The organism is Roseobacter ponti (assembly GCF_012932215.1).
Classification (GTDB): domain Bacteria; phylum Pseudomonadota; class Alphaproteobacteria; order Rhodobacterales; family Rhodobacteraceae; genus Roseobacter; species Roseobacter ponti.
Genome location: NZ_CP048788.1, coordinates 2,610,018 through 2,633,520, shown reverse-complemented (window position 1 = coordinate 2,633,520; position 23,503 = coordinate 2,610,018). Strand labels below are relative to the sequence as shown.

Below are 23,503 nucleotides of genomic sequence, written 5' to 3'. Positions count from 1 at the left end.
AGACCGCTAACCCTCAGGGTACGCCACCGGCAGGCGTCGTGCCTCCCCGGATGTTCCGCCGGCGATATGCGCCGAGAGATAGTCCGCATCTTCCCAGACACCCCAGATAAAGGACGAGCCGCGCATCGAGAGCCAGGGCAGGCCCAGAAAATACACACCCGGCTCTGTCGATACCCCGCGGCTGTGTGATGGTCTGCCCTCCGCATCAAAGGCGTCCACCTGAAGCCAGCCGAAATCCTGCTCGTATCCCGTGGCCCAGATCACCGTCGAAATACCCGCCTGCGCAAGATCGAGCCTTGCAAGCGGCCGGGTGAGGCACTCCGGATCGGCAGGCAGCACGCGGGCATCCGGATCGGGGGGCAGATCGGCACCACCTGCCGCCACATAAGCATCGGCTTCATCAAGAAGCGCCAGATAATCTGCGTCCCCGCGCGCGATGTTTCCGGCCAGGTCAGGGGCAATCTGAACCACCCCGTCCCGGCAGCCCTGCGTCATTCCCAGAAGTGTGATTCCGGCATGCGCAAAACGCCGGAAATCCACTGTTCGACCGCCACGCGCGCCGCTGACAGCTATCGTCACATGCTCTGATCCCGCGGGGGGTGTCTTCATCTGCCACTTGCCGAGGCAGCCAAGCCACCAGACAAAATCCTTACCCCGGTAGCGGCGGGGCGGCCGGTCGTGCGGGCCGACTGACAGATAAACGCGCCGGCCCGCGAGCGATAGTTCTTCGGCGATCTGCGCCCCGGAAGATCCGGCACCGACCACCAGCACAGCGCCCTCCGGTACCCCGCCGGGATCGCGATAGTCAGAAGAATGGATCTGCAGCAAACCGGCAGTCTGCGGAATAACCGGCGGGATTGCGGGCAGCTGAAAAGGCCCGGTGGCTGCAACCACATGATCGGCTGTCACAGGTCCCTGCGAGGTTTCCGCCCGGAACCCCATGCCCTGCGCCGCGCGCCGGACGGACTGCACCTCGGTGCCGCAGCGCACAGGCGCACCGGTCTCCCGGGCGAACTCTTCAAAATAGGTGACGACGCTCTGCGCGGAGGCAAAATCATCCGGCCCGGTATCGGCGAATTCTTTGGCTGGGAACCTGTCGTGCCAGGCCGGACCGTTGGCCACAAGCGATGTCCGGCGGGCGCTGCGCCACGTTTCTGCGATCCGGTCACGTTCAAGCACCAGATGCCCGATGCCCCGTTTGCTGAGATGCGCACTCATCGCGAGCCCGGCCTGGCCGCCGCCGACAATCAGTGTATTCACATGCTCTGCCGCCATCCTGCCCGTTCCTGACCCTTTGGTGATGTGCACCACCCTAGGACAGCATTTCCCGGCGCAACACTGTCAAATAGCGGCAGCGGGACGTCTCACAGAGAGTTTGCCGGCTTTCCGGGCAGGGGCGGTCACGCAGCGCTTGTCTGCTGGACAGCCCGCTCTGCGCCTGTATCCTGATCCCTGCGCGGGCGCCAACAGGGCGGATAAGGCCGCTTGCGGCCGGCTCAGACAGCGCGCCGCAATAATCAACGCCGGAGGCGGGGCATGCATGGATCAGAGTGACGGCCGGGAACCTGTGCGGGGCCTCTCGCAGGATCCGCACAGGCTCAGAGACAGCACCGAAAAGGTTCTGGAGGTTGCCATCGGGCGCGAGGTGCGCGCCTTTCGCCACCAGCATGGTATGACCGTTGCCGATCTGGCTGCCGGAACCGGGCTGTCATCGGGCATGCTCTCAAAGATCGAAAACGGCAATATTTCACCCTCGCTGACGACCCTGCAGGCGCTGGCGAACGCGCTGAGCGTGCCGCTTACCGCATTTTTCCGGCGCTTTGAGGAGCGGCGCGAAGCCGTGCACACCAGGGCCGGCGACGGGGTAGAGACCGAACGGGCCGGTACGCGCGCAGGCCACCATTACACGCTGCTTGGTCATCTTGATGCGAGTTCCGCTGATGTGATTGTCGAGCCCTATCTGATCACGCTGAGCGAAGACTCCGACCGCTTCCCGGCGTTTCAGCATGAAGGGGTCGAGACCATCTACATGCTTGAGGGTGTTGTGGAATACCGCCATGGCGACGCTGTGTACCGTCTTGGCCCGGGCGATACGCTGCACTTTGACGCCGATGCCCGGCACGGTCCGGAAACACTGCTCGACCTGCCGGCGCGTTATCTGTCGGTCATTGCCTACCCGCGCCCGTCCTAAAGACCAGAACTGCCGTTGAAACAGGCAGATCAGCCAGGCGTTATTCTTCTCAGGAAATATTTGTTCTTTTGGGTGGAATATTCCATCCGGTCAGCTATGGTTTCTGGCGGACCTAATGAACGGGCAGCGGAATATGTGTGGGATTGTCGGGCTCTTTCTGAAAGACGCGTCACTGCAACCGGAACTGGGCAGTATGCTGACGCAGATGCTGGTCACCATGACCGACCGTGGACCGGACAGCGCGGGCATTGCGATTTACGGGACCGAAGTGCCCGGGCAGGCGCGGCTGACGGTGCAGTCCGATAACGCACAGCACGACTTTGAAACGCTTGCTGCTGATCTGTCCAGGGCGCTCGATACGCCGGTGACCGGGCGCGTCAACGGCTCGCATGCTGTCCTGTCTCTCAGCCGTGATTATTCCGGGGCAGCGCGCGACATGATCCGTGCTCTGCGGCCGGATATCCGCATTATGTCCGACGGTGATGTCATTGAGATTTATAAAGAAACTGGCCTTCCCGAAGACGTGGCCACACGTCTGTCGCTGGCGCAGATGGGGGGCACACACGGTGTCGGGCACACCCGGATGGCAACCGAATCTGCGGTCACAACCGAAGGTGCGCACCCTTTCTCCACCGGCGCTGATCAGTGTCTGGTGCACAACGGATCACTGTCCAATCATAATGCGCTGCGGCGCCGGCTGACCCGCGAGGGGATACGCATCGGGTCCATGAACGATACCGAAGTCGGGGCAGCCTATCTGACCTGGAGAATGCGTGAAGGTGCCATGCTGGGGGAGGCACTGGAAAGCAGCCTTGCGGATCTTGATGGCTTTTTCACCTTTGTCGTCGGCACCAAGGACGGGTTCGGCGTTGTGCGGGACCCGATCGCCTGCAAACCGGCGGTGATGGCGGAAACCGAACAATACGTGGCATTCGGCAGCGAATACCGCGCTCTGGTCAGCCTGCCGGGCATCGACACCGCGCGCGTATGGGAACCCGAACCGGCGACCGTTTATTTCTGGAACCACTGATATGCAGCAATATGATCTCGAAACGGACGGTCTGCGCGGCCTCAATGCGGCACTTCAGGCGCAGGCGGCGGAACCGGAGCACACAGCATGGGAGGTTCTGAACCCGCGCGGCAGCCATGCGATTGCGGTGGGGCTCAATGCGCCGCTGGATGTGACTGTGCGGGGCCCCGCAGGATACTACTGCGGCGGCATGAACCAGCAGGCGAACGTGCGGGTGCAGGGCTCGGCAGGGCCGGGTGTTGCCGAAAACATGATGTCGGGCAGGGTGATTGTCGAAGGCGATGCCAGCCAGTACGCCGGCGCCACAGGGCACGGCGGCCTGCTGGTGATCAAAGGAAATGCCAGTTCGCGCTGCGGCATTTCGATGAAGGGCATCGACATCGTCGTCCACGGCAACATCGGCCACATGTCGGCATTCATGGCACAGGGAGGCTCTCTGGTGGTCTGCGGCGATGCGGGTGACGCTCTGGGTGATTCCATCTATGAGGCGCGGCTTTTCGTGCGCGGGTCAGTGAAAAGCCTTGGCACCGACTGCGTGGAGAAAGAGATGCGGCCTGAGCACCTGGATTTGCTGACCGGGTTGCTGGAGCGCGCCGAAAGCGACGCGAAACCGGAAGAGTTCCGCCGCTACGGGTCAGCGCGCAAGCTTTACAACTTCGACGTTGATCATGCGGATGAATACTGAGGGCAGGGATGAAAGATATGAATAACAAAGGCATACCGAGCACAGTTCCTGCAAAATCTGCAACTTTCACGGACCCGGTGAACGCCGAGATCCGCCGGGCTGCGGCCACCGGTATCTATGATATCCGCGGTGGCGGGGCCAAACGGCGTGTGCCGCATTTCGACGATCTGCTGTTTCTCGGAGCCTCGATTTCACGGTACCCGCTCGAAGGATATCGCGAGAAATGCGAGACCAAAGTCACGCTTGGTACGCGCTTTGCCAAAAACCCGGTTGAGCTCGATATTCCGATCACCATCGCGGGCATGAGTTTCGGCGCACTGTCAGGCCCGGCCAAAGAAGCGCTGGGGCGTGGCGCAAGTGCGGCGGGAACCTCAACGACCACCGGCGACGGCGGCATGACCGCCGAGGAACGCGCGCATTCAAGCAAACTGGTTTATCAGTATCTGCCGTCGCGTTACGGCATGAACCCCGACGATCTGCGCAAAGCTGACGCCATTGAGGTTGTGGTCGGGCAGGGTGCCAAACCGGGCGGTGGCGGCATGCTGCTGGGCCAGAAAATCAGCGACCGCGTAGCTGATATGCGCACTTTGCCCAAGGGCATTGACCAGCGCTCTGCCTGCCGGCACCCGGACTGGACGGGTCCGGACGATCTGGAGATCAAAATCCTTGAGCTGCGCGAGATCACCGGCTGGAAGGTGCCGGTCTATGTCAAGGTCGGCGGCACGCGGCCCTATTACGACGTGGCGCTGGCGGTGAAGGCAGGCGCTGATGTTGTTGTGCTCGACGGGATGCAGGGCGGCACGGCGGCCACCCAGGATGTCTTTATCGAAAATGTCGGCCTGCCGACGCTGGCCTGTATCCGGCCGGCGGTTCAGGCATTACAGGATCTGGGTCTGCACCGCGAGGTCCAGCTTATCATCTCGGGGGGCATCCGCACCGGCGCGGATGTGGCCAAGGCGCTGGCGCTGGGGGCGGATGCGGTCTCCATCGGCACCGCGGCTATGATCGCCATCGGTGACAATGATCCCAGATGGGAAGCCGAATACCAGGAGCTGGGCACAACTGCGGGCGCTTATGACGACTGGCACGAAGGGCGCGACCCTGCCGGGATCACGACCCAGGACCCTGAACTGGCCGCGCGGCTCGATCCGGTGGATGCGGGCCGGCGTCTTCGCAACTATCTCAAGGTGCTGACGCTTGAGGCGCAGACCATTGCGCGGGCCTGCGGGCACAATCACCTGCACAATCTGGAGCCTGAAGACCTTTGCGCGCTGACAATGGAAGCCGCAGCAATGGCAAAGGTTCCGCTTGCCGGCACAGACTGGTATCCGGGTAAAAAGGAAACCTGAATTTACCGGCGCAGACCCGCACAGGCAGCGCCGCATCGACGTTCAACGGGGAAAGGAACCGCAGACCATGACAACCGATCTGGCCGCCTTCGCAAAGGAAAAAGGCGTTAAATACTTCATGATCTCGTTCACGGATCTCTTCGGCGGTCAGCGCGCCAAGCTCGTGCCGACACAGGCCATCGCCGATATGCAGGAAGACGGGGCGGGCTTTGCGGGCTTTGCCGCCTGGCTTGATATGACGCCCGCCGATCCCGATATGCTTGCCGTTCCGGACCCGTCGTCGGTCATTCAGCTGCCGTGGAAGCCCGAAGTGGCCTGGGTCGCCGGTAACTGCGTGATGGAAGGCGAGGACGTGGCCCAGGCCCCCCGTAATGTGCTGCGCCGCCAGATCGAGGCCGCTGCCGACGAGGGGCTGCATGTGAAAACCGGCGTGGAGGCAGAGTTTTTCCTGCTGACGCCCGAGGGCGATCAGATCTCGGACCCTTTCGATACGGCCGAAAAACCCTGTTATGACCAGCAGGCTGTGATGCGCCGCTATGACGTGGTGCGCGAGATCTGTGACTATATGCTGGAGCTCGGCTGGGGCCCGTATCAGAACGATCACGAGGATGCGAATGGCCAGTTCGAGATGAACTGGGAGTTTGACGACGCATTGCGCACCGCCGATAAACACAGCTTTTTCAAGTTCATGACCAAATCAGTGGCGGAAAAGCATGGCTTTCGCGCGACCTTCATGCCGAAACCCGTCGAGGGTCTGACCGGCAATGGCTGTCACGCGCATATCTCTGTCTGGGATGCGCCCGGAGACGCGGCAAAGACCAACGTTTTCGCCACCGACAAAGGCGAGGGGCCTACGGGCGAGCTGGGCCTGTCGGAAAAGGGCAAACACTTCCTCGGCGGCATTATGAAACACGCAGGCGCGCTGGCCGCGATCACTAACCCGACGGTTAACAGCTACAAACGCATCAATGCGCCGCGCACCGTCTCGGGGGCTTCCTGGGCGCCCAACACGGTGACATGGACGGGCAACAACCGAACCCATATGGTGCGCGTACCGGGGCCCGGGCGCTTTGAGCTGCGGCTGGCGGATGGCGCAGCAAACCCCTATCTGCTGCAGGCGGTCATCATCGCGGCAGGCCTCTCCGGCATCCGCAGCAAGGCCGACCCCGGCAAGCGTTATGACATTGATATGTATGCGGAAGGTCACAAGGTCCGCGGCGCACCGCGGCTGCCGCTCAACATGCTCGATGCCCTGCGCGCCTATGACAAGGACAAAGAGCTCAAAGCGGCGATGGGCCATGCCTTTTCCGGCGCCTTCCTGAAGCTCAAGCACCAGGAATGGGCGTCTTTCGTCAGCCATTTCAGCCAGTGGGAAAAAGACAACACGCTGGACATCTGACGGACCGGCGCGTCACCGCCTGTCACGGAGATCTACGGCGCGCAGTGCCCATGCACCGCCCCCGTACCCCTCAGTGCCTGCGCTGCGGGGCGCGGGCCGGATGCCGCTTTCACGCGGGTAAACAGTATGCCGGACACCGGTCGCGGAACGCTCACAGCCGGCAATCTGTGATTTCGTTAAAAATCATAGCGTAACGGGCAGAAATCGTTAGCCTGTGCCCGGAAGACAGATGATCGCCCGCCCGGGACACCCGGCGGGCACCGGGGATGCAGAACACGTGGCGCAACCAGAGCTGACCGCAGAACAGGAACTCGACACGCTGCGCCGTGAGAAGGCGGATGCAGAGGCCCGTCTCGCGGCCACTGCTGAGATCCTGCAGTCCGTCAAGACTTCCCGCGGCGATGCGCAGCCGGTATTTGAAGCCGTTGTCCGCAGCGCAACCGAGCTCAGTCGCGCGAATTTCTGTATTCTCTGGCGGTATGACGGGCGGATGATCCATCTGTGTGCAAGCGATGGATTCACGGATGAATTCATGGAGACTTACAGTGCCGGCTATCCGTCGGAGCCGGTTCCCGATTCAATGACCGAAGGCGTGATCAGGACCGGGGCCACTTTCCATCTGAAAAATGCACAGTCCGACAGCTACTTCGATGTGAATACGGCGAAGGAATATGGTTTCAAGTACATGCTTGGCCTGCCGGTTGAGACCGATGAGGGGCTCTGGGGTATAATGGTGCTCGCCTGGCCCGGCGACGAAGCGCCGGACCCCGCCATTGTGAACCTGCTGGAAAGTTTCACGGATCAGGCGGCGATCGCGATTGAAAACGCCCGTCTTTTCGCCAGCACCGAAGAGGCCATGCAGCGCGAGGCCGCCAGCTCTGAAATCCTTGAAGTGATCAGTGGCGCCACTTCTGATATTCAGGCGGTGTTCGACCTTATTGCTCAGAAAGCGGCTGATCTCTGCGATGCGCCATTCTGTGCGGTCTGGCAGTTTGTCAGCAGCGAAGTTGTTGAACTGCGGGCCTATCACGGACACAGCGACGCGCAGATCGAGCGCAATAAGGAACGCTGGCAGTCGCCCCTGCCGGAAGGGTCAATCAACAAAACCGTGCTGGATACAGGCCGGCGGTTCCTGCTCGAAGATGCCCAGGTCGAAAGCTACACCGACCATATGATTGCACGCGAAATGGGGTACCGCCAGAGCATCGGCGTGCCGGTTTTTAATGGTGACGAGATCTGGGGCACGATCGTTCTGTCCTTCCCCGAAGACCGTCCCTCACGCCAGGCCGACATCGACATGGTCGAAACCTTTGCCGATCAGGCCGGCATCGCCATTGAGAACGCGCGTCTTTTTGATGAGACGCAGACGAGCCTCGCGCGGCAGACAGCGAATGCGGATATTCTCAGAGTTATCAGCAGCTCACCCACCGATGTTCAACCTGTATTTGATGTGGTTGTCAGCACCGCGGCGCGGCTGATGGGATGCAGCAACGCCATCGTGCACCTGACCGAAGGTGGCGAATACTGGTCCGCGGCGGTCGCCGATGAGACGGGCGAAGTGGTTACCGCAAAAGTCTGGGGAAATATCCGCGAGTCCGCCAGCCGGTTTGCTCCCGACGGGCGCCCCATGTTCCCGCTTGATCCGGAGGTGAACCTGCCCTCGCGCGCGATTGTGTCGGGCGAAATGCTGCATATTCCGGACTGGTCGGAGGCTGATCTGCCCCCTCAGGCGAAAAAACGCAGCAGGGAAATGCAGGTCGGATCCTCGCTCTTTCTGCCGCTGATGCGCGGCGGGCAATGCCTTGGGTTGCTGACACTGGTACACAAAGACGCAAACGCCTTTTCAGACGGCGATATCGCGCTGGCGTCTTCTTTCCGCGATCAGGCGATGATTGCGCTGGAGAACACCCGTCAGTTTATGGAAACGCGCGAAGCACTGGAGCAGCAGACCGCTACCGCTGAAGTGCTTAAGGTCATCAGCCAGTCCGCTTTCGATCTGCCGACCGTGCTGCAGGCGCTCATTGATACGGCAGCAAGACTGTGTGACGCATCAGTCTGTATTCTTTTCAACCGTGTGGGGGATGAGCTTCACCTTGGTGCCAACACCGGGTGCTCGCCCGACATGGTCACCTTTCACACAAAAAACCCGCTCACTCTGGACCGTACCAACATCGCCGGGCGCGCGGTGCTCGACCGGACCACGATCCATGTGCCGGACATCACAGAAGACCCGGAATTCGACACTCCGAAATCGGTTGAACTGGGGAACTGGCGCTCGATCATCGCAGTGCCGCTTATCCGAGAGGGCGAGGTGATTGCGGTGCTTGATCTGGCACGTCCCATGCCCGGGCCCTTTACGCCACGTCAGATCGAACTGGTGGAAACCTTTGCGGATCAGGCGGTGATCGCGATCAACAACGCGCATCTTTTCAGCGAAGTACAGGCGCGTACGGCGGAAGTGACCGAAAGCCTCGAATACCAGACCGCGACCTCCGAGGTGCTCAGCGTTATTTCGCGGTCGCCGAATGAACTGGCACCTGTTCTGGAGGCCATTCTTGAGGTCTCGGTGCGTCTGTGCAGCCCGGAAGTGGCATATGTCACACTGCTGAACCCTGAGACTGGCGTCTACGAAATCGTGGCCACTCACAATGCCAGCGGCAAGTTTCTGCAGGTTCTCTCTGAGCAGAGTTTCACACCACGGAAGGGCACCTGCACGGGGCGTGTCGCACTCACCGGAGAGACGGTCTACATCCCGGACATCGAAACTGACCCGGAGTATGACTGGAACAAAGAGGCAAAGGTCGGCGGCTTTTGTTCAACAGCGGGGGTTCCGCTGAAAAAAAACGGCCAGGTTATTGGCACGATCACCCTGGCGCATGTCAGAAAGGCTGCCTTTTCAGACAGGCAGATCACGCTGCTCGAAACATTCGCCGCACAGGCGGTGATCGCGATCAGCAATGCGCGGCTCTTTTCGGAACTGCAGAACCGGACCGCTGAAGTCTCCGAAGCGCTGGTGCGCGAAAAAGCCAGCGCCGAGGTTCTGCAGGTCATCAATGAGGCCACATCTGATCTGCAGCCGGTGTTCGATCTGATTGCCCGTAAGTCCAAAGAACTTTGCGGTGCACGGTTTTGTGTTGTTGACCGGTTTGAAGGTCAGTCGCTTGAGTTTTGTGCGCAGCACGGCTTTTCAGAAGAGACGCTGCCCGACATCATGGCGGCCTATCCGGTAACGGACACAGAGGGGCACGTGTCGCGCGCCGTGCTCGACAGTGGCGCCGTTGTGCATGTCGAGGACGCCCAGGCAGGTGGCCCTGGTGGATATTATGCACCCGAGGTCGCGAAAAAGACCGGCTACCGGCGCTTGCTCGGGGTGCCCATCCGGGTTGACGGTGAGATCTGGGGCGCCATCACGCTGGCCTGGCCGGATCTGTCGCAACCCCAGACAGGGCATGTGGAACTTGTCCGGGCATTCGCCAGCCAGGCGAGCATCGCCATCGCAAATGTGCGCCTGCTGCGCGAGACACAGGCGGCGCTGGCCCGCCAGACGGCGAGCGCCGAAGTGCTGCGGGCGATCAGTGCCTCGCCGACGGACACGAAGCCGGTTTTCGAGGAAATCGTGCGCCTGGCCACCGGACTGGTGTCCTGTGATCTGGCGATTATCGTCGAATCCGACGGCAGGGAGTTCTGGCAGGTGGCGGTTGCAACCCCGGCGGGCGTTGAGAAAGACATCACGAAATCGCGCGCCGCAATCGACCCCGAAGACAATCTGCCGTCACAGACCATGCTGAGTAAAAAGACGACCCACATACCTGACTGGAGCAAATACGATCTGCCAGCGCGGGACAGGAAAATTGGCGAAAAAAACGGTTTCATGGCATCGCTCGGACTGCCCCTGATACGCGCAGGGAAGTGTCTGGGCTCCCTCGCGCTGATCCGAAAAGCACCCGGCGCATTTTCGGCAGATGACATTGCCATCGCCGAGAGCTTTGCCGATCAGGCCGTGATCGCCATCGAAAACGTGCGCCTCTTTCGCGAAACGCAGGCAGCGCTGGTGCGCCAGACCGCCAGTGCCGACATTCTGCGGGTGATCAGCGGCGCGCAGACCGACGTGACCCCGGTGTTTGAGGCCATCGTAAAGGCGGCCCTTCCGGTGATGGATTGCGACGGGGCGACAGTCATGATCTGCGAAGGGGAATATTTCCGGCCCCGGGCGGGCATGTGGCAGGACGGTCTCATGCAGGAACTTGGCAAGAACCGGGTAAAGATCGATCCGGAACGGAATTTCCCTTCCCGCGCAATCGTCAACAGGGCGCCGGTCCATATCCCTGACTGGAATGCTATTGATCTGCCCGAAGATGAGATCGGCGTTCAGGAAAAGTTTAACATGAACGCCTGTCTGTTTCAGCCGCTGGTACATGGCAGTGCCTGTCTTGGTGTGATTGCCTTTGCACGCAATGAGGCAAAGGAATTCAGTTCCGAAGAGATTGGCCTCGCGGAAACCTTCTGCAGCCAGGCGGTGATCGCGATCCGCAATGCGCAGATGTTTGACGACACGCAGACGGCCCTCTCCAGACAGACCGCCAGTGCCGATATTCTGCGCGTGATCAGTGAAACGCAGTCAGATCTGGCACCTGTCTTCGAGGCTATTCTGAGCCGCGCGGCGCAGCTTTGTGATGCGCCGATGGCCAGTATGAACCTTGTCAATGAAACGCGCAGCCATGCGGATCTCGTGGCGCACTGGGGCGATAACCTTGATGCGCTGGAGGTGGGTAAAACCCAGTGGCCGATGGTGCCCGGATTGTCGATCGCGGACAGTATTCTGGAGAGAAAACCAATCCACTTTCACGACCTCAAGGACACCGATGCGTATCGCAACGGTGAAGAGATACGGCGGATGTCGGTCGACAAAGAGGGGATCCGCACGTTCCTGACGATACCGCTCGTCCATAACAATGTCGGTCTTGGCAATCTTGCTCTTTATAAGCGCGAGGTGAAACCTTTCAGCGACGAGGACATCGCCCTGCTGGAGAGTTTCGCCGATCAGGCTGTGATCGCGATCCGGAACGCAAAGATCTTTGAGGAAAATCAGACGGCCCTTGCGCGCCAGACCGCGAGTGTTGATGTGCTGCGGGTGATCAGTTCGTCACCCAATGACGTGACACCGGTTTTTGACGAGATCGTACAGGCCGCTGTCAGGTTGATTGCCTGTGACAGGGCGGTTGTTCTGCGGGCCGATGATAAGGAGCTCTGGCAGGCGGCCGTGGCAGATACAGAAGGGCTCAAAAAAGACTTCTCCACCGAGCGTCACAGGATCGACCCGGAGGATAACCTGCCGTCGCGTGCACTGCTGGCGCGCGAGATCCAGCACATTCCGGACTGGACCACGGCAGATCTGCCGGAAAAGGACGTCCGTATCCAAAAAGAGAGCGGTTATCATTCGTCGCTGATTGTGCCGTTGTTGCGGGGGGATGAGGCGGTGGGCATGCTGAGTTTTATCCGCATGGAAAAGAGAGCTTTCAGCCGCGACGAGATAGCCCTGGCGCAGTCCTTCGGGGACCAGGCCGTGATTGCCATCGAAAACGTGCGCCTGTTCCAGGAGGCCGAAGACGCGCGCGCCGCTGCCGAGGCAGCCAACGAGGCCAAAAGCGCGTTTCTGGCCACCATGAGCCACGAGATCCGGACGCCCATGAACGCAGTGATTGGGATGAGCGGTCTGCTGATGGACACGGACCTCAACGATGAGCAGGCCGATTATGCCCGCACAATCCGTGACAGCGGCGATGCGCTGCTGGGCATCATCAATGAGATCCTCGATTTTTCCAAAATCGAAGCCGGGCAGATGGATATCGAGAAACATCCCTTTGACCTGCGCGAATGTGTCGAATCCGCGCTTGATCTGGTGGCGGGACGGGCGGCAGAGAAACATCTTGATGTTGCTTACATCCTGGATGAAAGCGTACCGGCGGCCATCAGCACTGATCTTACGCGCTTGCGTCAGATCCTGCTCAACCTGTTGTCCAATGCGGTAAAATTCACCCATTCCGGTGAGGTCGTCGTCAGCGTGACAGCCTCCGGGGCGCAGCCTGACCTTCCTGTTGAGCTGACTTTTGAGGTGCGCGACACCGGCATCGGTCTGACGGAAAAGGGAATGAGCCGGCTTTTCCAGTCGTTCAGTCAGGCGGACAGTTCCACGACCCGCAAATACGGTGGCACCGGCCTTGGACTTGCGATCTCAAAACGCCTCGCCGAACTGATGGGCGGCACGATGGAAGCCACGAGCGAAGGCGAGGGGAAGGGCTCCGTCTTCCGTTTCACGATCCTCGCGGACCGCGCGCAGTTACCCGGCAATAAGGCCCGACGTCTCTCCGGCACCCAGGCAGAGCTTGAGGGCAAACGCCTGCTGGTTGTCGATGACAATGCCACCAACCTCAAAATCCTGTCGCTGCAGACAGGCAAATGGGGCACGCAGACACGCGCTGTGAAACATCCGGATCTGGCGCTCAGAACGCTGAAGGATGGCGCGTTCGATCTTGCGATCCTGGATATGCATATGCCGGAAATGGACGGGCTGGAGCTTGCGCGGCGTATGCGCAAAATGCGCCCCGGAATGCCGCTGGTGCTCTTCAGCTCGCTGGGGCTGCGCGACGTGGAGACCGAAGAGGCGCTTTTCGACGCCTATCTGGCCAAACCGCTGCGTCAGTCACATCTTTTTGACACGCTGATCACGCTGCTGACCCCGAAAGAGACCGTGATCACCCGCAAGCAAGAGGACAGAAAGCCTGTCACCGATCCTGAGATGGCGGCGCGTCATCCGCTGCGCATCCTGCTGGCCGAGGACAATCTGGTGAACCAGAAACTGGCGATTCGGCTGCTGGAGCAGATGGGGTACCGCGCGGACCTGGCCAGCAACGGGGTTGAGGCGCTGCAAAGTGTGGCGCGCCAGACTTATGACGTGGTGCTGATGGATGTGCAGATGCCCGAAATGGACGGGCTTGAGGCTGCGCGCCGGATCACGGCAGAGGCCGCCCGCGATGCGCGCCCCAGGATCATCGCGATGACCGCCAATGCCATGCAGGGCGACCGCGAAATGTGCCTTGAGGCCGGCATGGACGACTATATTGCCAAGCCCATCCGGGTAGACAGGCTGATCACGGCGCTGATGGACGTGCCCCAGAGAGACAGGAAATCCCATGACTGAAAGCCCCGTTGACGAGGCCGTTCTGCGCGAACTGGAAGAGGCGACAGGCGCTGATTTTGTGGCCGAGCTGGTCGCGACCTTTCTGGAGGAAGCGCCGGTGATGATCGCGGACCTCAGCGCAGCGGCCGGGGCCGGGGATGGCGAGGCATTCCGCCGGGCCGCGCATTCGCTGAAATCGAACGCCAGCACTTTCGGCGCCACGACCCTGTCGGATCAGGCGCGGGCGCTGGAACTGGGCGGTCTGCCGGAAGACGCTGGCGCGCGAGATGACGCGATCATCGCGCTGAAGGCGGAATATGACCGGAGCGCCGAACATCTGCGGGACCTGACGGATGGCTGATGCCGGGGGCCACCTGCTGATTGTCGACGACAACAAGGTCAACCGCCTGTTGCTGTCGCGCAGTGTGGAACTGCTGGGCCACAGGGCTTCCGTCGCTGAAAACGGCCGGATCGCCATGGAACGGCTGCAGGAGGAGAGCTTTGATCTGGTGCTGCTGGACATCGAGATGCCGGAGATGGACGGCTTTGAAGTGCTGGCCGCGATCAAGGATGATCCGCGCCTGCGCGACCTGCCGGTGATTGTGACGTCTTCGGTAGAAGGTATTGAAAACATTGTCAGATGTATCGAGCTTGGGGCGGAGGATTATCTGGCCAAGCCGGTCAACAAAACATTGCTGGGTGCGCGGCTTTCCTCGGGACTGGAGAAGAAACGTCTGCGCGACGAGCAGAAACGCCTGCTCAAACGCTTTGCCACCAGCGAAGTGGCTGATGATCTGCAGGCCTCGGGCTTTGCCATCGGCGGCAGCCGGGTGCGGGCCTCTGTGCTGTTCTGCGACATCCGCGGGTTTACCAGTCTCTCAGAAGATCAGTCACCCGAAGAAACCATCGAGCTTCTGAACGTCTATTACACGCTGATGTTCGAGGCGATCGGCAGCCACGGTGGCATCGTGACACTGATGATCGGGGACGGGCTGATGGCGGTTTTCGGTGCGCCGCAACCGCTGGAAAACCCGGCCGCAAGTGCCGTTTCGGCGGCACAGGATATGCTCGCCATGATGGGGCAGTTCAACGAGGAACGCAGCGCGGACGGGCGCCCGGCCATCGGTCTCGGCGTCGGCATCGCCACGGGCGAGGTGGTCGCTGGCTATGCGGGCACCGACCAGCGCGCGACCTATACCTGCATCGGATCGACGGTGAACCTGGCTGCGCGGCTCGAGGCGCACACCAAAGTGCTGAGCCGCGAGATCCTAATCGACGCGGAAACCCTTGCAGCGCTCGGCGGCGGGTTTCACACGGAAGAACACACAGGCGTGACGCTGAAAGGCTTTGCCGGATCGCTCACCGTGTGCTCGGTGACCTGAGCGCCCTCGGGTCAGACGGGCTGTCTTAGTCCGCGCAGCCGAGGAGCCCGTCCACATTCAGATGCGTCTCGATATGATCGGCCAGCGCGTCGAGCGTCTGCTCAACGCTCACCGCATAGGAGAAGGCTGTCCCGGTGATCCCCTGAGTGCCCAGAAACGCCTGCCGGAAGGCATCGTCCGAGAACATGCCGTGCAGATAGCTGCCGGCAATGCGCCCGTCTGCGGAAACGGCTCCCTCCGGCGCGCCACCCACACAGGCAAAGGGTCGCGCGCGGTCCGGCCCCTCCGAGCGCCCGATGTGGATCTCATATCCTGAAAAATCCGTGCCCGTGCCTGCATGTGTTGCCCGCACTTCCGTCAGGCTTTTGTCGCCGGTCATTACTGTATCGATGTCCAGCAGCCCCAGGCCCGGGGTGCTTCCGGCGGCACCTTCGATCCCTTCAGGGTCCGAGATCACACGGCCAAGCATCTGATATCCGCCGCAGATTCCGAGTATCCGCCCGCCGCGGCGGTAATGCGCAAGGATATCCGTGTCCCAGCCCTGGGCCCGCAGAAAAGCAAGATCCCCGCGCGTGGACTTGCTGCCGGGGATAATCACCAGATCGGTGTCGGCAGGCAGCGCCTCTCCCGGGTTCAGCATGCTGACCCGCAGGGCCGGATCCTGTTGCAGCGGATCAAGATCGTCGAAGTTGGCGATCCGCGACAGGCGCAGGCAGACGATATGTGCGCCTGAGCCGGCAGGGGCCTTTGCGATATCGAGTGCGTCTTCGGCAGGCAGGCGCCAGGCGCCGGTAAACCAGGGCAGCACGCCGAACCCGGGCCAGCCCGTGTGCTCTTCGACAAGCCGGTAACCTTCATCAAAAAGCGCAGGATCGCCACGGAACTTGTTGATGATGAAACCCTTTATCAGCTTTGCGTCGCCGGGGCTGATAACAGCCTTTGTTCCGGCAATCTGCGCAATCACACCGCCCCGGTCGATATCTCCGCAGAGCACGACCGGCACGCCGGCAGCTTCCGCAAAGCCCATATTGGCGATGTCGCCGGCGCGCAGGTTCACCTCTGCGGGGCTGCCCGCACCTTCGACGAGCACCAGATCATGGCGCGCGCGCAAACGTTTAAAGCTCTCCAGCACCGGGGCCATCAGATCAGGTTTCAGGGCAGCGTATTCACGGGCCTTCACGGTTGTCAGGCGCTTGCCCTGCACCACCACCTGCGAGCCCGTATCGGTCTCGGGTTTCAGCAGCACAGGGTTCATATCCGTATGCGGCGCCAGCCCGCAGGCCAGCGCCTGCAGCGCCTGCGCGCGTCCGATCTCGCCCCCATCGGTGGTCACAGCGGCATTGTTGGACATATTCTGCGGCTTGAACGGCGCCACCGACAGACCGCGACGCCGTGCGGCACGGCAGAGCCCAGCCACCAGCATGGACTTTCCGACATTCGAGCCGGTGCCCTGGAGCATGAGCGCCTGGCTCAGAGTTCAACGCCCTTCTGCGCTTTCACGCCATCGCGGAAGGGGTGTTTCACCAGCGTCATCTCAGTCACCAGATCGGCGGCCTCGATAAGTTCGGGTTTGGCATTGCGTCCGGTCAGACAGACATGCGTCATGCGCGGTTTTTCGTGCAGGAGGAAGTCCACCACCTCGTCGATATCGATGTAATCATAGCGCAGGGCGATGTTGATCTCATCAAGCATAACAAACTGAATATCCGGGTCGAGGATCTGCTCTTTGGCGATGGTCCAGCCGTTCTGAGCCGCTGCAATGTCGCGCTCGCGATCCTGGGTCTCCCAGGTAAACCCTTCGCCTGATACGAAAAAGCGGCACTCTTCTGCGTGACGCTCGCGCAGAAAGGTTTTCTCGCCGGTCTCCCAGTTGCCCTTGATGAACTGCACCACCGCACAGGGCATCCCGTGCGCAATACAGCGCATGATCATCCCGAAGCCGGAGGAGGATTTGCCTTTGCCCGGACCTGTATGCACCATGATCAGACCTTTTTCTTCGGTCTTCGTTTCCATCATCTTATCGCGCGCCGCTTTGATCTTACGCCTTTTATCTGCGTGGCGGGCGTTTACGTCTTCGCTCATGGGCCGCGTCCTCTGCTTGACAAGGTTCGGGGATTCGGCGCAACTGCCGAAACGCTGGTGCCTGTGTAAACAGGTGAAAAGGGAATGTGCAGCCGTCTTTTTGTCGGTCAATCACAGCCGCCCCCGCGACCGTAAACGGAAAGGTGTTCAGCGCCACTGGCCGCAAGGGCCGGGAAGGGTGACCACCGCAGGTGCATCGCGCACCGGGATCCGCCAGCCGGGAGACCTGCCCGCGTAACGACGACTTGACCGGACGGGGTGTTCCGGTGTCGGGGTGTGCTCTGACAAAGGGTCTTCCTCGCCACCCGTGTTCCGTTCCCTGACTGCGAGGGGCAGAGGAATGAACGATATGACCGAAATGCTGGTCTGCATTAAATGCAGGCGCGGGCGCGAGGTGCCGGAGACGGAAACACGCCCAGGCCAGCATCTTTATGACCAGCTGAGCGCCATGGATGCGCCCGAGGGTGTGCGCGTGCGCCCGGTCGAATGCCTGCAGAACTGCGATTTCGGCTGTACCGTGGCGCTGCGCGGCGGCAACCGCTGGACCTATGTGTTCGCAAATGTCGATGAGATGTCGCACCCGGAGATGATCCTTGATGGTGCGGCCCGTTATCATGCCACAGCGGACGGGCTGATCCCCTGGCGTGAGCGTCCTGAACACTTCAAACGAAACTGCGTGGCCCGTATCCCGCCAATGGAGACCGAATAATGGCTGATCTTGCAAAACTCCCCGTGACTGTGATCACAGGCTTTCTGGGCTCGGGTAAAACCACCCTGATCCGGCAGCTGATGCAGAACCCCGGCGGCAAACGCCTTGCCATCGTTGTGAATGAGTTTGGTGACGTAGGCGTGGATGGCGAAATCCTCAAAAGCTGCGCGATCCCTGATTGCCCGGCAGAAAACATCATGGAACTGGCTAATGGCTGCATCTGCTGCACGGTGGCTGATGATTTCATCCCGACGATTGAGGCGCTGATGGCGCTTGATCCGCGCCCCGATCACATTCTGATCGAGACATCGGGGCTCGCGCTGCCGAAACCGCTGCTCAAGGCCTTTGACTGGCCGGATATCCGCTCGAAAATCACGGTGGACGGTGTGGTTGCTCTGGCCGACGCCGAGGCCGTGGCGGCAGGCCGCTTTGCCCCGAATGTGGCCGCTGTAGATGCGCAGCGTCTGGCCGATGAGAGCATTGATCACGAAACCCCGCTGTCGGAAGTTTTCGAGGATCAGATCTCATGTGCGGATATCATCCTGCTCACGAAACCGGATCTCGCCGGCCCCGAAGGTGTCGCAAAAGCGCGTGCGGTGATCGCCGCCGAGGCGCCCCGTCCGCTGCCCGTGGTCGAGGTAGCCGAGGGCATGGTTGATCCGCGCATCATTCTGGGGCTGGAAGCCGCCGCGGAAGACGACATGGATGCGCGGCCTTCGCATCACGACGGCCCGCATGACCATGATCACGAGGATTTCGAGTCGATCGTGGTGGATATTCCGGAGATCGCGGACCCTGCCGATCTCGTGCATGCCATTGAGAAACTTGCCCGTGAAAACAACATCCTGCGCATCAAAGGCTATGCGGCTGTCGCCGGCAAACCGATGCGGCTGCTGGTGCAGGCAGTGGGCGCGCGGGTGCGCCACCAGTATGACCGTCCCTGGGCGCCGGGTGAGGCGCGCGCTGGCCGTCTGGTGGTGATCGCAGAGCACGATGACATCAACACCGATGTGATCCGCGCCGCTCTTGATGTGCGCCGGACGGAGGCTGCAGAGTAACCTGCCATGCATGTCGTTTTCCGCGAAAGCCACGGGCTGGAAGAGACCGAAACGCCGATGGATCCGGGGCAGGACCCTGCCGATCTGGTGGTGTTGTCGCTGTCCGATTCCGACCTTGGCGCTTTTGCGGAGGCCTGGCACACCGGGGGCGGTCCGCAGGGGCGTCTGCCCACGCTGCGTCTTGCCAGTATCGTGGCACTGAAGCACCCGCTGTCGGTTGATACCTATGTTGAAAAGACGCTTTCGGGCGCAAAGGGTATTCTTATCCGGCTCATTGGCGGCGTACCCTACTGGCCCTACGGGTTGCAGCAGATCAGGGCGCTTGCCGACCGCAACGGCATTGCTCTGGCGGTGATCCCCGGCGATGGCCGGCCTGACGACCGCCTTGATGCTTATTCGACGCTGCCGGTTTCGACCCTGCGCCGGCTGGAGCATCTGTGCAGCACTGGCGGGTCGGTTGCGGCACAGGCCGCTCTGGCGCAACTGGCCCTGGCCGCCGGGCTCTATGCGGGCCCGGTAAAGGGCCGCAAAGGTCTGCCGCCGGTCGGCGCCTGGACACCCGAGGCCGGGGCCTGCTGCCCGGTTCTTGCGATATCAGAACCCGCAGCACTCGCCGGAAAACCCCGTGTTCTGGTGGTGTTTTACCGCTCCTATCTCGTGGCCGCTGATCTGGCACCTCTGCATGCGCTCTTTGCTGTCTTCCGGGCACGGGGCTGCGATGTGACGGCGCTTTTTGCGCCGACGCTGAAAGCGCCGGAGATTGCAGGCTGGCTGCGCCGGCAGGTGGCTCATCTGCGCCCGGCAGCCATCGTCAACGCGACGGCCTTCTCCGGGAAAGGCAACGATGGCACCTCGCCCCTTGATGCGGCCGGCGTGCCGGTCTTTCAGGTGGCGCTGGCGACGAACACTGAAAAGATGTGGCGGGAGGCGGAGCGGGGCCTGTCGCCCGCGGATCTTGCCATGCATGTGGTGCTGCCGGAAGTAGACGGACGGATCCTCGCGGGCGTCGCCTCATTCAAACAGCCAGGCCAGCGCGATCCGCATCTGCAGTATTCCCGCTTTGCCCATAAGGCGGTGCGCAACCGGGTCGAAGCCATCGCCGACCGTGTGACCGGATGGATGCGCCTTGCCGACATGTCCGAAGCCACGCGCCGGGTCGCCGTCGTACTCTCGACCTATCCCGGCAAGGACTGGAATATGGGCCACGCCGTGGGCCTCGATGCTCCGGCCTCAGCACTGGCCATTCTCGATGATCTGCACGGTGCGGGCTACGACACCCCGCGCCCGGACGGACCGCTGAACGAGGCGCTGCTGGCGCGTGCCACGCGCTGGCCCCTTGCTGACTACAAAGAGGCCCTCGCGCGCCTGCCCGCGAAACTGCGCGAGGATCTGCAGACGGCCTGGGGCGCACCGGAAGACGACCCCGACTGCGATGGCGCGGCCTTTAGCTTCGCGGCCCTTGCGCGCGGCAATGTCACTGTTGCGCTGCAGCCCGAACGCGACACGCCGGAGGCGCGCGATGATACCTATCACGATCTGGCACGCACGCCGCGCCACGCCTATGTCGCCTTTTATCTCTGGCTGCAGTCCCGGGCGGATGCGCTGGTGCATGTGGGCGCCCACGGAACGCTGGAATGGCTGCCCGGCAAATCTGTCGCACTTTCTGCGGCCTGCTGGCCGGAGGCTCTGACGGGCGCGCTGCCCGTCATCTATCCTTTCATCGTTAACGATCCCGGTGAGGCGGCCCAGGCCAAACGGCGGATCGGCGCAGTCACTCTGGGGCATATTCCGCCGCCTCTGCGTGACAGCGGCACGCCCGAGCGCCTTGCGCGTCTGGAGGCGCTGCTCGACGAGTTCTCCAATGCCGACGGGCTCGACCCGCGCCGCCGCGACCGGCTGCAGGGCGATATCCGCGACGAGGCGCAGGTACAGGGCGTGGAGCAGGATCTGGGGCTCGACCGTGCCGCCTGCAGCGCCGAGGCGATCACGCGGATCGACCGCTTTGTCTGCGACATCAAGGAAAGCCAGTTCGGCGAAGGGCTGCACATCTGGGGCCGTGCGCCCCGGGGGGACGCGCCGGCAGAAACCGCAGGCTCGCCCGCCGCTGAACGGCAATCACTTCTGGATGCTCTGGCGGGCCGGCGGATACCGCCGGGGCCGTCCGGCTCGCCGTACCGGGGCCGGCGCGATGTGCTGCCCACCGGGCGCAATCTCTTCACGACCGATCCCCGGGCGGTGCCGACGCGGGCGGCCTACGCTCAGGGTGTGCGTCTCGCGGATGAGCTGATCCGCCGCCACCTGCAGGAAGAAGGCGACTGGCCGCAGGGTCTTATCGTCGATCTCTGGGGCTCGGCCACTATGCGCACAGCGGGCGAGGAGTTTGCCATGGCGCTGCACCTGCTGGGCTGCAGACCGGTCTGGGATGCGGGCTCTGAGCGGGTGTCGGGCATTGAGGTGCTGCCTGTCACCGAGCTTGAACGTCCGCGCATAGATGTGACACTGCGTGTCTCCGGGCTTTTCCGCGATGTTTTCCCGACGTTGTCGGCGCTTTTCGGTCAGGCCGTGCGGGCACTGGCCGCGCGCGATGAAGCACCCGACTGGAACCCCTATGCGGGCCGCGCCGATCTCGCGCGGGTCTACGGCCCGGCGCCCGGCCAGTTCGGGCTCGGGATGGGCGACGCAGTTGACCAGTACACCGACACCGCCCGGCAACGCGCCGGAGAGGCCTGGCTGCGGGCCAGTTCATGGGCGCTGGATGGCGATGCCGCGCGGGAAGACAACGAGGGTATCCGCGCCCTTGTCGGGGCCGCCGACAGCTTTGTGCACCTGCAGGATCTCCCGGAAACCGATCTGCTGCTGGCGGGCGATTACGCGACCCACGAGGCGGGTTTTGCCGCAGCCCAGGCCGTCGCCGGCGGGCAGGCCACTCTTTATCACCTCGACAATACCGACCCTGCGCGCCCCAGGGCCCGGGGGCTGACCGAGGAAATTGCGCGCGTGGTCCAGGCCCGCGCGGCGCATCCGGGCTGGATCGCCGGCATGAAGAGCCACGGTTTCCGCGGCGCCGCGGAAATCGCCTCCACCCTTGATCACATGGCCTCTTTCGCGCACCTGGCCGCCGCCGTACCGGCACATCTCTTTGACCTTTATCACGACGCCACCCTGGGCGATCCGGCCACAGACGCCTTTCTGCGCGATGCAAATCCTGAGGCCCATGCGGCCATGCAGGCGCGGTTTGCGGCCCTTCTGGAGGCTGGTTTGTGGCAGACGCGGCGCAACTCGGTGCTGGCCGAAATGGGAGCTGCAGAATGATCGCCGTGCCCCAGGTCAGAGGCTGGTGCCCCGGTGCATGGCGGCCCATGGCCTCGGGCGACGGTCTGGTTGTTCGCGTGCGCCCCGTTCTGGCAGAGCTTTCCCTGGCCCAGGTGCTGGGGCTTTGCGATCTTGCTGACCACTATGGCAATGGCTTTATCGATCTGACAAGCCGGGCAAACCTGCAGATCCGCGGCGTGTCCCGGGAGGGCCATGAGGATCTGCTGCAGGGTCTGCACGATATCGGGCTGCTGGATGTCGACCCTGCATCGGAACGCAGGCGCAACCTGCTTGTGAGCCCGTTCTGGCAGGAGGGGGATACGACCGGTCAGCTGGCCCGGGCGGTACTTGCACGACTGGGTGACCTGCCTGATCTGCCGGCCAAGGTGGGGATCGCTGTCGATGCGGGTGCAGCACCTGTTCTGACAGAGGACCCTGCCGATTTCCGCTTTGAGACAGGTGCAAGCGGCCTCATTCTGCGTGCAGACGGCATGTGTCGCGGCCTTCGGGTGACACCGGAAACCGCCGTGGATGCGCTGATCAGGATGGCGCAGTGGTTCTGTGCGCATCAGACACCGGATCTGCGCCGGATGGCCCCTCTTTGCGCCACGCGTGAACTGCCCGCCGCCTGGTGCGAGGTTCCGGCAACACCGCCCGCAGGTCCCGCACAGGTTGGCACCGGCGCGCAGGGCACTCTGGCCGGCGTTGCATTCGGACAGATCCGTGCGCGCGATCTCAGGGACAGCATAAATGCCAATGACATCCGCGCAGTGCGCGTCACGCCCTGGCGGGCATTTCTCTTTGCCGGTGATACCGTACCGGATCATCCGGCGTTTATAACGGATCCTGCCGATCCGCTCCTGCGGGTCGATGCCTGCCCGGGGGCGCCTGCGTGTCTGCAGGGCAGCGTCGAGACGCGTGCACTGGCCCGCAGGCTTGCCGGGAACATCCCAGGCACGCTGCATGTGTCGGGCTGCGCCAAGGGCTGCGCACGGGCGCGGGCAGCAGATATCACGCTGGTGGGGCGCGACGGCCGCTTTGACCTTGTCAAAGACGGGCGGGCAGGGGATACGCCCCTGCGCAGGGGGATCGCGCCGGATGATCTGCCGGCAGCCGGGCGCGATTGAGG

Annotated in this window: 15 protein-coding genes and 1 riboswitch; of the genes, 12 read left to right on the top strand and 3 right to left on the bottom strand. The window is 62.3% G+C overall.

The features are described 5' to 3' along the window. Window positions 1-6: 6 nt before the first annotated feature. The gene (locus G3256_RS12470) at window positions 7-1,275 is read right to left on the bottom strand and encodes a flavin-containing monooxygenase (protein ID WP_169641131.1); all 1,269 of its coding nucleotides are present in this window, start codon (window positions 1,273-1,275) and stop codon (window positions 7-9) included. Between the two features lie 265 nt (window positions 1,276-1,540). On the opposite strand from G3256_RS12470, the gene G3256_RS12465 reads away from it, so the two are divergent. The 8 genes from G3256_RS12465 to G3256_RS12430 all read left to right on the top strand — a co-directional run bounded on the left by G3256_RS12465 (window position 1,541) and on the right by G3256_RS12430 (window position 15,213). Then, window positions 1,541-2,191: a helix-turn-helix domain-containing protein gene (locus tag G3256_RS12465; protein WP_169641130.1), complete on the top strand. Its 651-nt coding sequence runs from the start codon at window positions 1,541-1,543 to the stop codon at window positions 2,189-2,191. 133 nt (window positions 2,192-2,324) lie between these two features. Beyond that, a complete protein-coding gene (locus G3256_RS12460) occupies window positions 2,325-3,221 on the top strand; it encodes a class II glutamine amidotransferase (protein ID WP_169641129.1) in 897 nt (298 codons plus the stop codon). Between the two features lies 1 nt (window position 3,222). After that, entirely contained in the window at window positions 3,223-3,906 is a 684-nt protein-coding gene (locus G3256_RS12455; protein ID WP_169641128.1) for a GltB/FmdC/FwdC-like GXGXG domain-containing protein, read from the top strand. Window positions 3,907-3,914: 8 nt separating this feature from the next. Next, complete coding sequence (locus G3256_RS12450; protein ID WP_425501485.1) at window positions 3,915-5,255, top strand: FMN-binding glutamate synthase family protein; 1,341 nt, start codon at window positions 3,915-3,917, stop codon at window positions 5,253-5,255. A 67-nt stretch (window positions 5,256-5,322) separates the two neighbouring features. Beyond that, window positions 5,323-6,654, top strand: a complete 1,332-nt coding sequence (gene glnT / locus G3256_RS12445; RefSeq protein ID WP_169641127.1) for a type III glutamate--ammonia ligase — start codon at window positions 5,323-5,325, stop codon at window positions 6,652-6,654. A 229-nt stretch (window positions 6,655-6,883) separates the two neighbouring features. Beyond that, window positions 6,884-13,852, top strand: a complete 6,969-nt coding sequence (locus G3256_RS12440; RefSeq protein WP_169641126.1) for a GAF domain-containing protein — start codon at window positions 6,884-6,886, stop codon at window positions 13,850-13,852. Then, window positions 13,845-14,192: an Hpt domain-containing protein gene (locus G3256_RS12435; RefSeq protein ID WP_169641125.1), complete on the top strand. Its 348-nt coding sequence runs from the start codon at window positions 13,845-13,847 to the stop codon at window positions 14,190-14,192. The genes G3256_RS12440 and G3256_RS12435 overlap by 8 nt, the downstream gene beginning before the upstream one ends. Next, entirely contained in the window at window positions 14,185-15,213 is a 1,029-nt protein-coding gene (locus G3256_RS12430; protein WP_169641124.1) for an adenylate/guanylate cyclase domain-containing protein, read from the top strand. Before G3256_RS12435 ends, G3256_RS12430 begins: the two co-directional genes overlap by 8 nt. Before the next feature lie 25 nt (window positions 15,214-15,238). On the opposite strand, the gene G3256_RS12425 is transcribed toward G3256_RS12430, so the two are convergent. Together G3256_RS12425 and cobO are read right to left on the bottom strand one after the other, a co-directional pair. Then, window positions 15,239-16,672: a cobyric acid synthase gene (locus G3256_RS12425; RefSeq protein ID WP_169641123.1), complete on the bottom strand. Its 1,434-nt coding sequence runs from the start codon at window positions 16,670-16,672 to the stop codon at window positions 15,239-15,241. Window positions 16,673-16,683: 11 nt separating this feature from the next. Next, window positions 16,684-17,295 (bottom strand): cob(I)yrinic acid a,c-diamide adenosyltransferase, encoded by a 612-nt coding sequence (cobO, locus tag G3256_RS12420; protein ID WP_169641122.1) that lies wholly within the window; start codon window positions 17,293-17,295, stop codon window positions 16,684-16,686. A gap of 38 nt (window positions 17,296-17,333) precedes the next feature. Continuing rightward, window positions 17,334-17,543, top strand: a riboswitch (cobalamin riboswitch). A 92-nt stretch (window positions 17,544-17,635) separates the two neighbouring features. On the opposite strand from cobO, the gene G3256_RS12415 reads away from it, so the two are divergent. The 4 genes from G3256_RS12415 to cobG are packed head-to-tail and all read left to right on the top strand — an operon-like array spanning window position 17,636 to window position 23,501. Further along, window positions 17,636-18,004 carry a DUF1636 family protein gene (locus G3256_RS12415; protein ID WP_169641121.1) on the top strand — a complete coding sequence of 123 codons (369 nt, stop codon included), beginning with the start codon at window positions 17,636-17,638 and terminating at the stop codon, window positions 18,002-18,004. Next, entirely contained in the window at window positions 18,004-19,062 is a 1,059-nt protein-coding gene (gene cobW, locus G3256_RS12410; protein ID WP_169641120.1) for a cobalamin biosynthesis protein CobW, read from the top strand. The genes G3256_RS12415 and cobW overlap by 1 nt, the downstream gene beginning before the upstream one ends. 6 nt (window positions 19,063-19,068) lie before the next feature. Further along, on the top strand, window positions 19,069-22,374 hold the full coding sequence (cobN, locus tag G3256_RS12405) for a cobaltochelatase subunit CobN (protein ID WP_169641119.1): 3,306 nt from the start codon (window positions 19,069-19,071) through the stop codon (window positions 22,372-22,374). Next, entirely contained in the window at window positions 22,371-23,501 is a 1,131-nt protein-coding gene (gene cobG, locus G3256_RS12400; protein ID WP_206040734.1) for a precorrin-3B synthase, read from the top strand. The genes cobN and cobG overlap by 4 nt, the downstream gene beginning before the upstream one ends. Window positions 23,502-23,503: the final 2 nt, after the last annotated feature.

Coding starts and splice junctions, on each gene's coding strand:
- G3256_RS12465 (WP_169641130.1), top strand. CDS start 1,541: ATGGATCAGAGTGACGGCCGGGAACCTGTGCGGGGCCTCTCGCAGGAT.
- cobN (WP_169641119.1), top strand. CDS start 19,069: ATGCATGTCGTTTTCCGCGAAAGCCACGGGCTGGAAGAGACCGAAACG.
- G3256_RS12425 (WP_169641123.1), bottom strand. CDS start 16,672: ATGCTCCAGGGCACCGGCTCGAATGTCGGAAAGTCCATGCTGGTGGCT.
- G3256_RS12435 (WP_169641125.1), top strand. CDS start 13,845: ATGACTGAAAGCCCCGTTGACGAGGCCGTTCTGCGCGAACTGGAAGAG.
- G3256_RS12455 (WP_169641128.1), top strand. CDS start 3,223: ATGCAGCAATATGATCTCGAAACGGACGGTCTGCGCGGCCTCAATGCG.
- G3256_RS12415 (WP_169641121.1), top strand. CDS start 17,636: ATGAACGATATGACCGAAATGCTGGTCTGCATTAAATGCAGGCGCGGG.
- G3256_RS12470 (WP_169641131.1), bottom strand. CDS start 1,275: ATGGCGGCAGAGCATGTGAATACACTGATTGTCGGCGGCGGCCAGGCC.
- G3256_RS12460 (WP_169641129.1), top strand. CDS start 2,325: ATGTGTGGGATTGTCGGGCTCTTTCTGAAAGACGCGTCACTGCAACCG.
- G3256_RS12440 (WP_169641126.1), top strand. CDS start 6,884: ATGATCGCCCGCCCGGGACACCCGGCGGGCACCGGGGATGCAGAACAC.
- G3256_RS12430 (WP_169641124.1), top strand. CDS start 14,185: ATGGCTGATGCCGGGGGCCACCTGCTGATTGTCGACGACAACAAGGTC.
- cobO (WP_169641122.1), bottom strand. CDS start 17,295: ATGAGCGAAGACGTAAACGCCCGCCACGCAGATAAAAGGCGTAAGATC.
- cobW (WP_169641120.1), top strand. CDS start 18,004: ATGGCTGATCTTGCAAAACTCCCCGTGACTGTGATCACAGGCTTTCTG.
- G3256_RS12450 (WP_425501485.1), top strand. CDS start 3,915: ATGAAAGATATGAATAACAAAGGCATACCGAGCACAGTTCCTGCAAAA.
- cobG (WP_206040734.1), top strand. CDS start 22,371: ATGATCGCCGTGCCCCAGGTCAGAGGCTGGTGCCCCGGTGCATGGCGG.
- glnT (WP_169641127.1), top strand. CDS start 5,323: ATGACAACCGATCTGGCCGCCTTCGCAAAGGAAAAAGGCGTTAAATAC.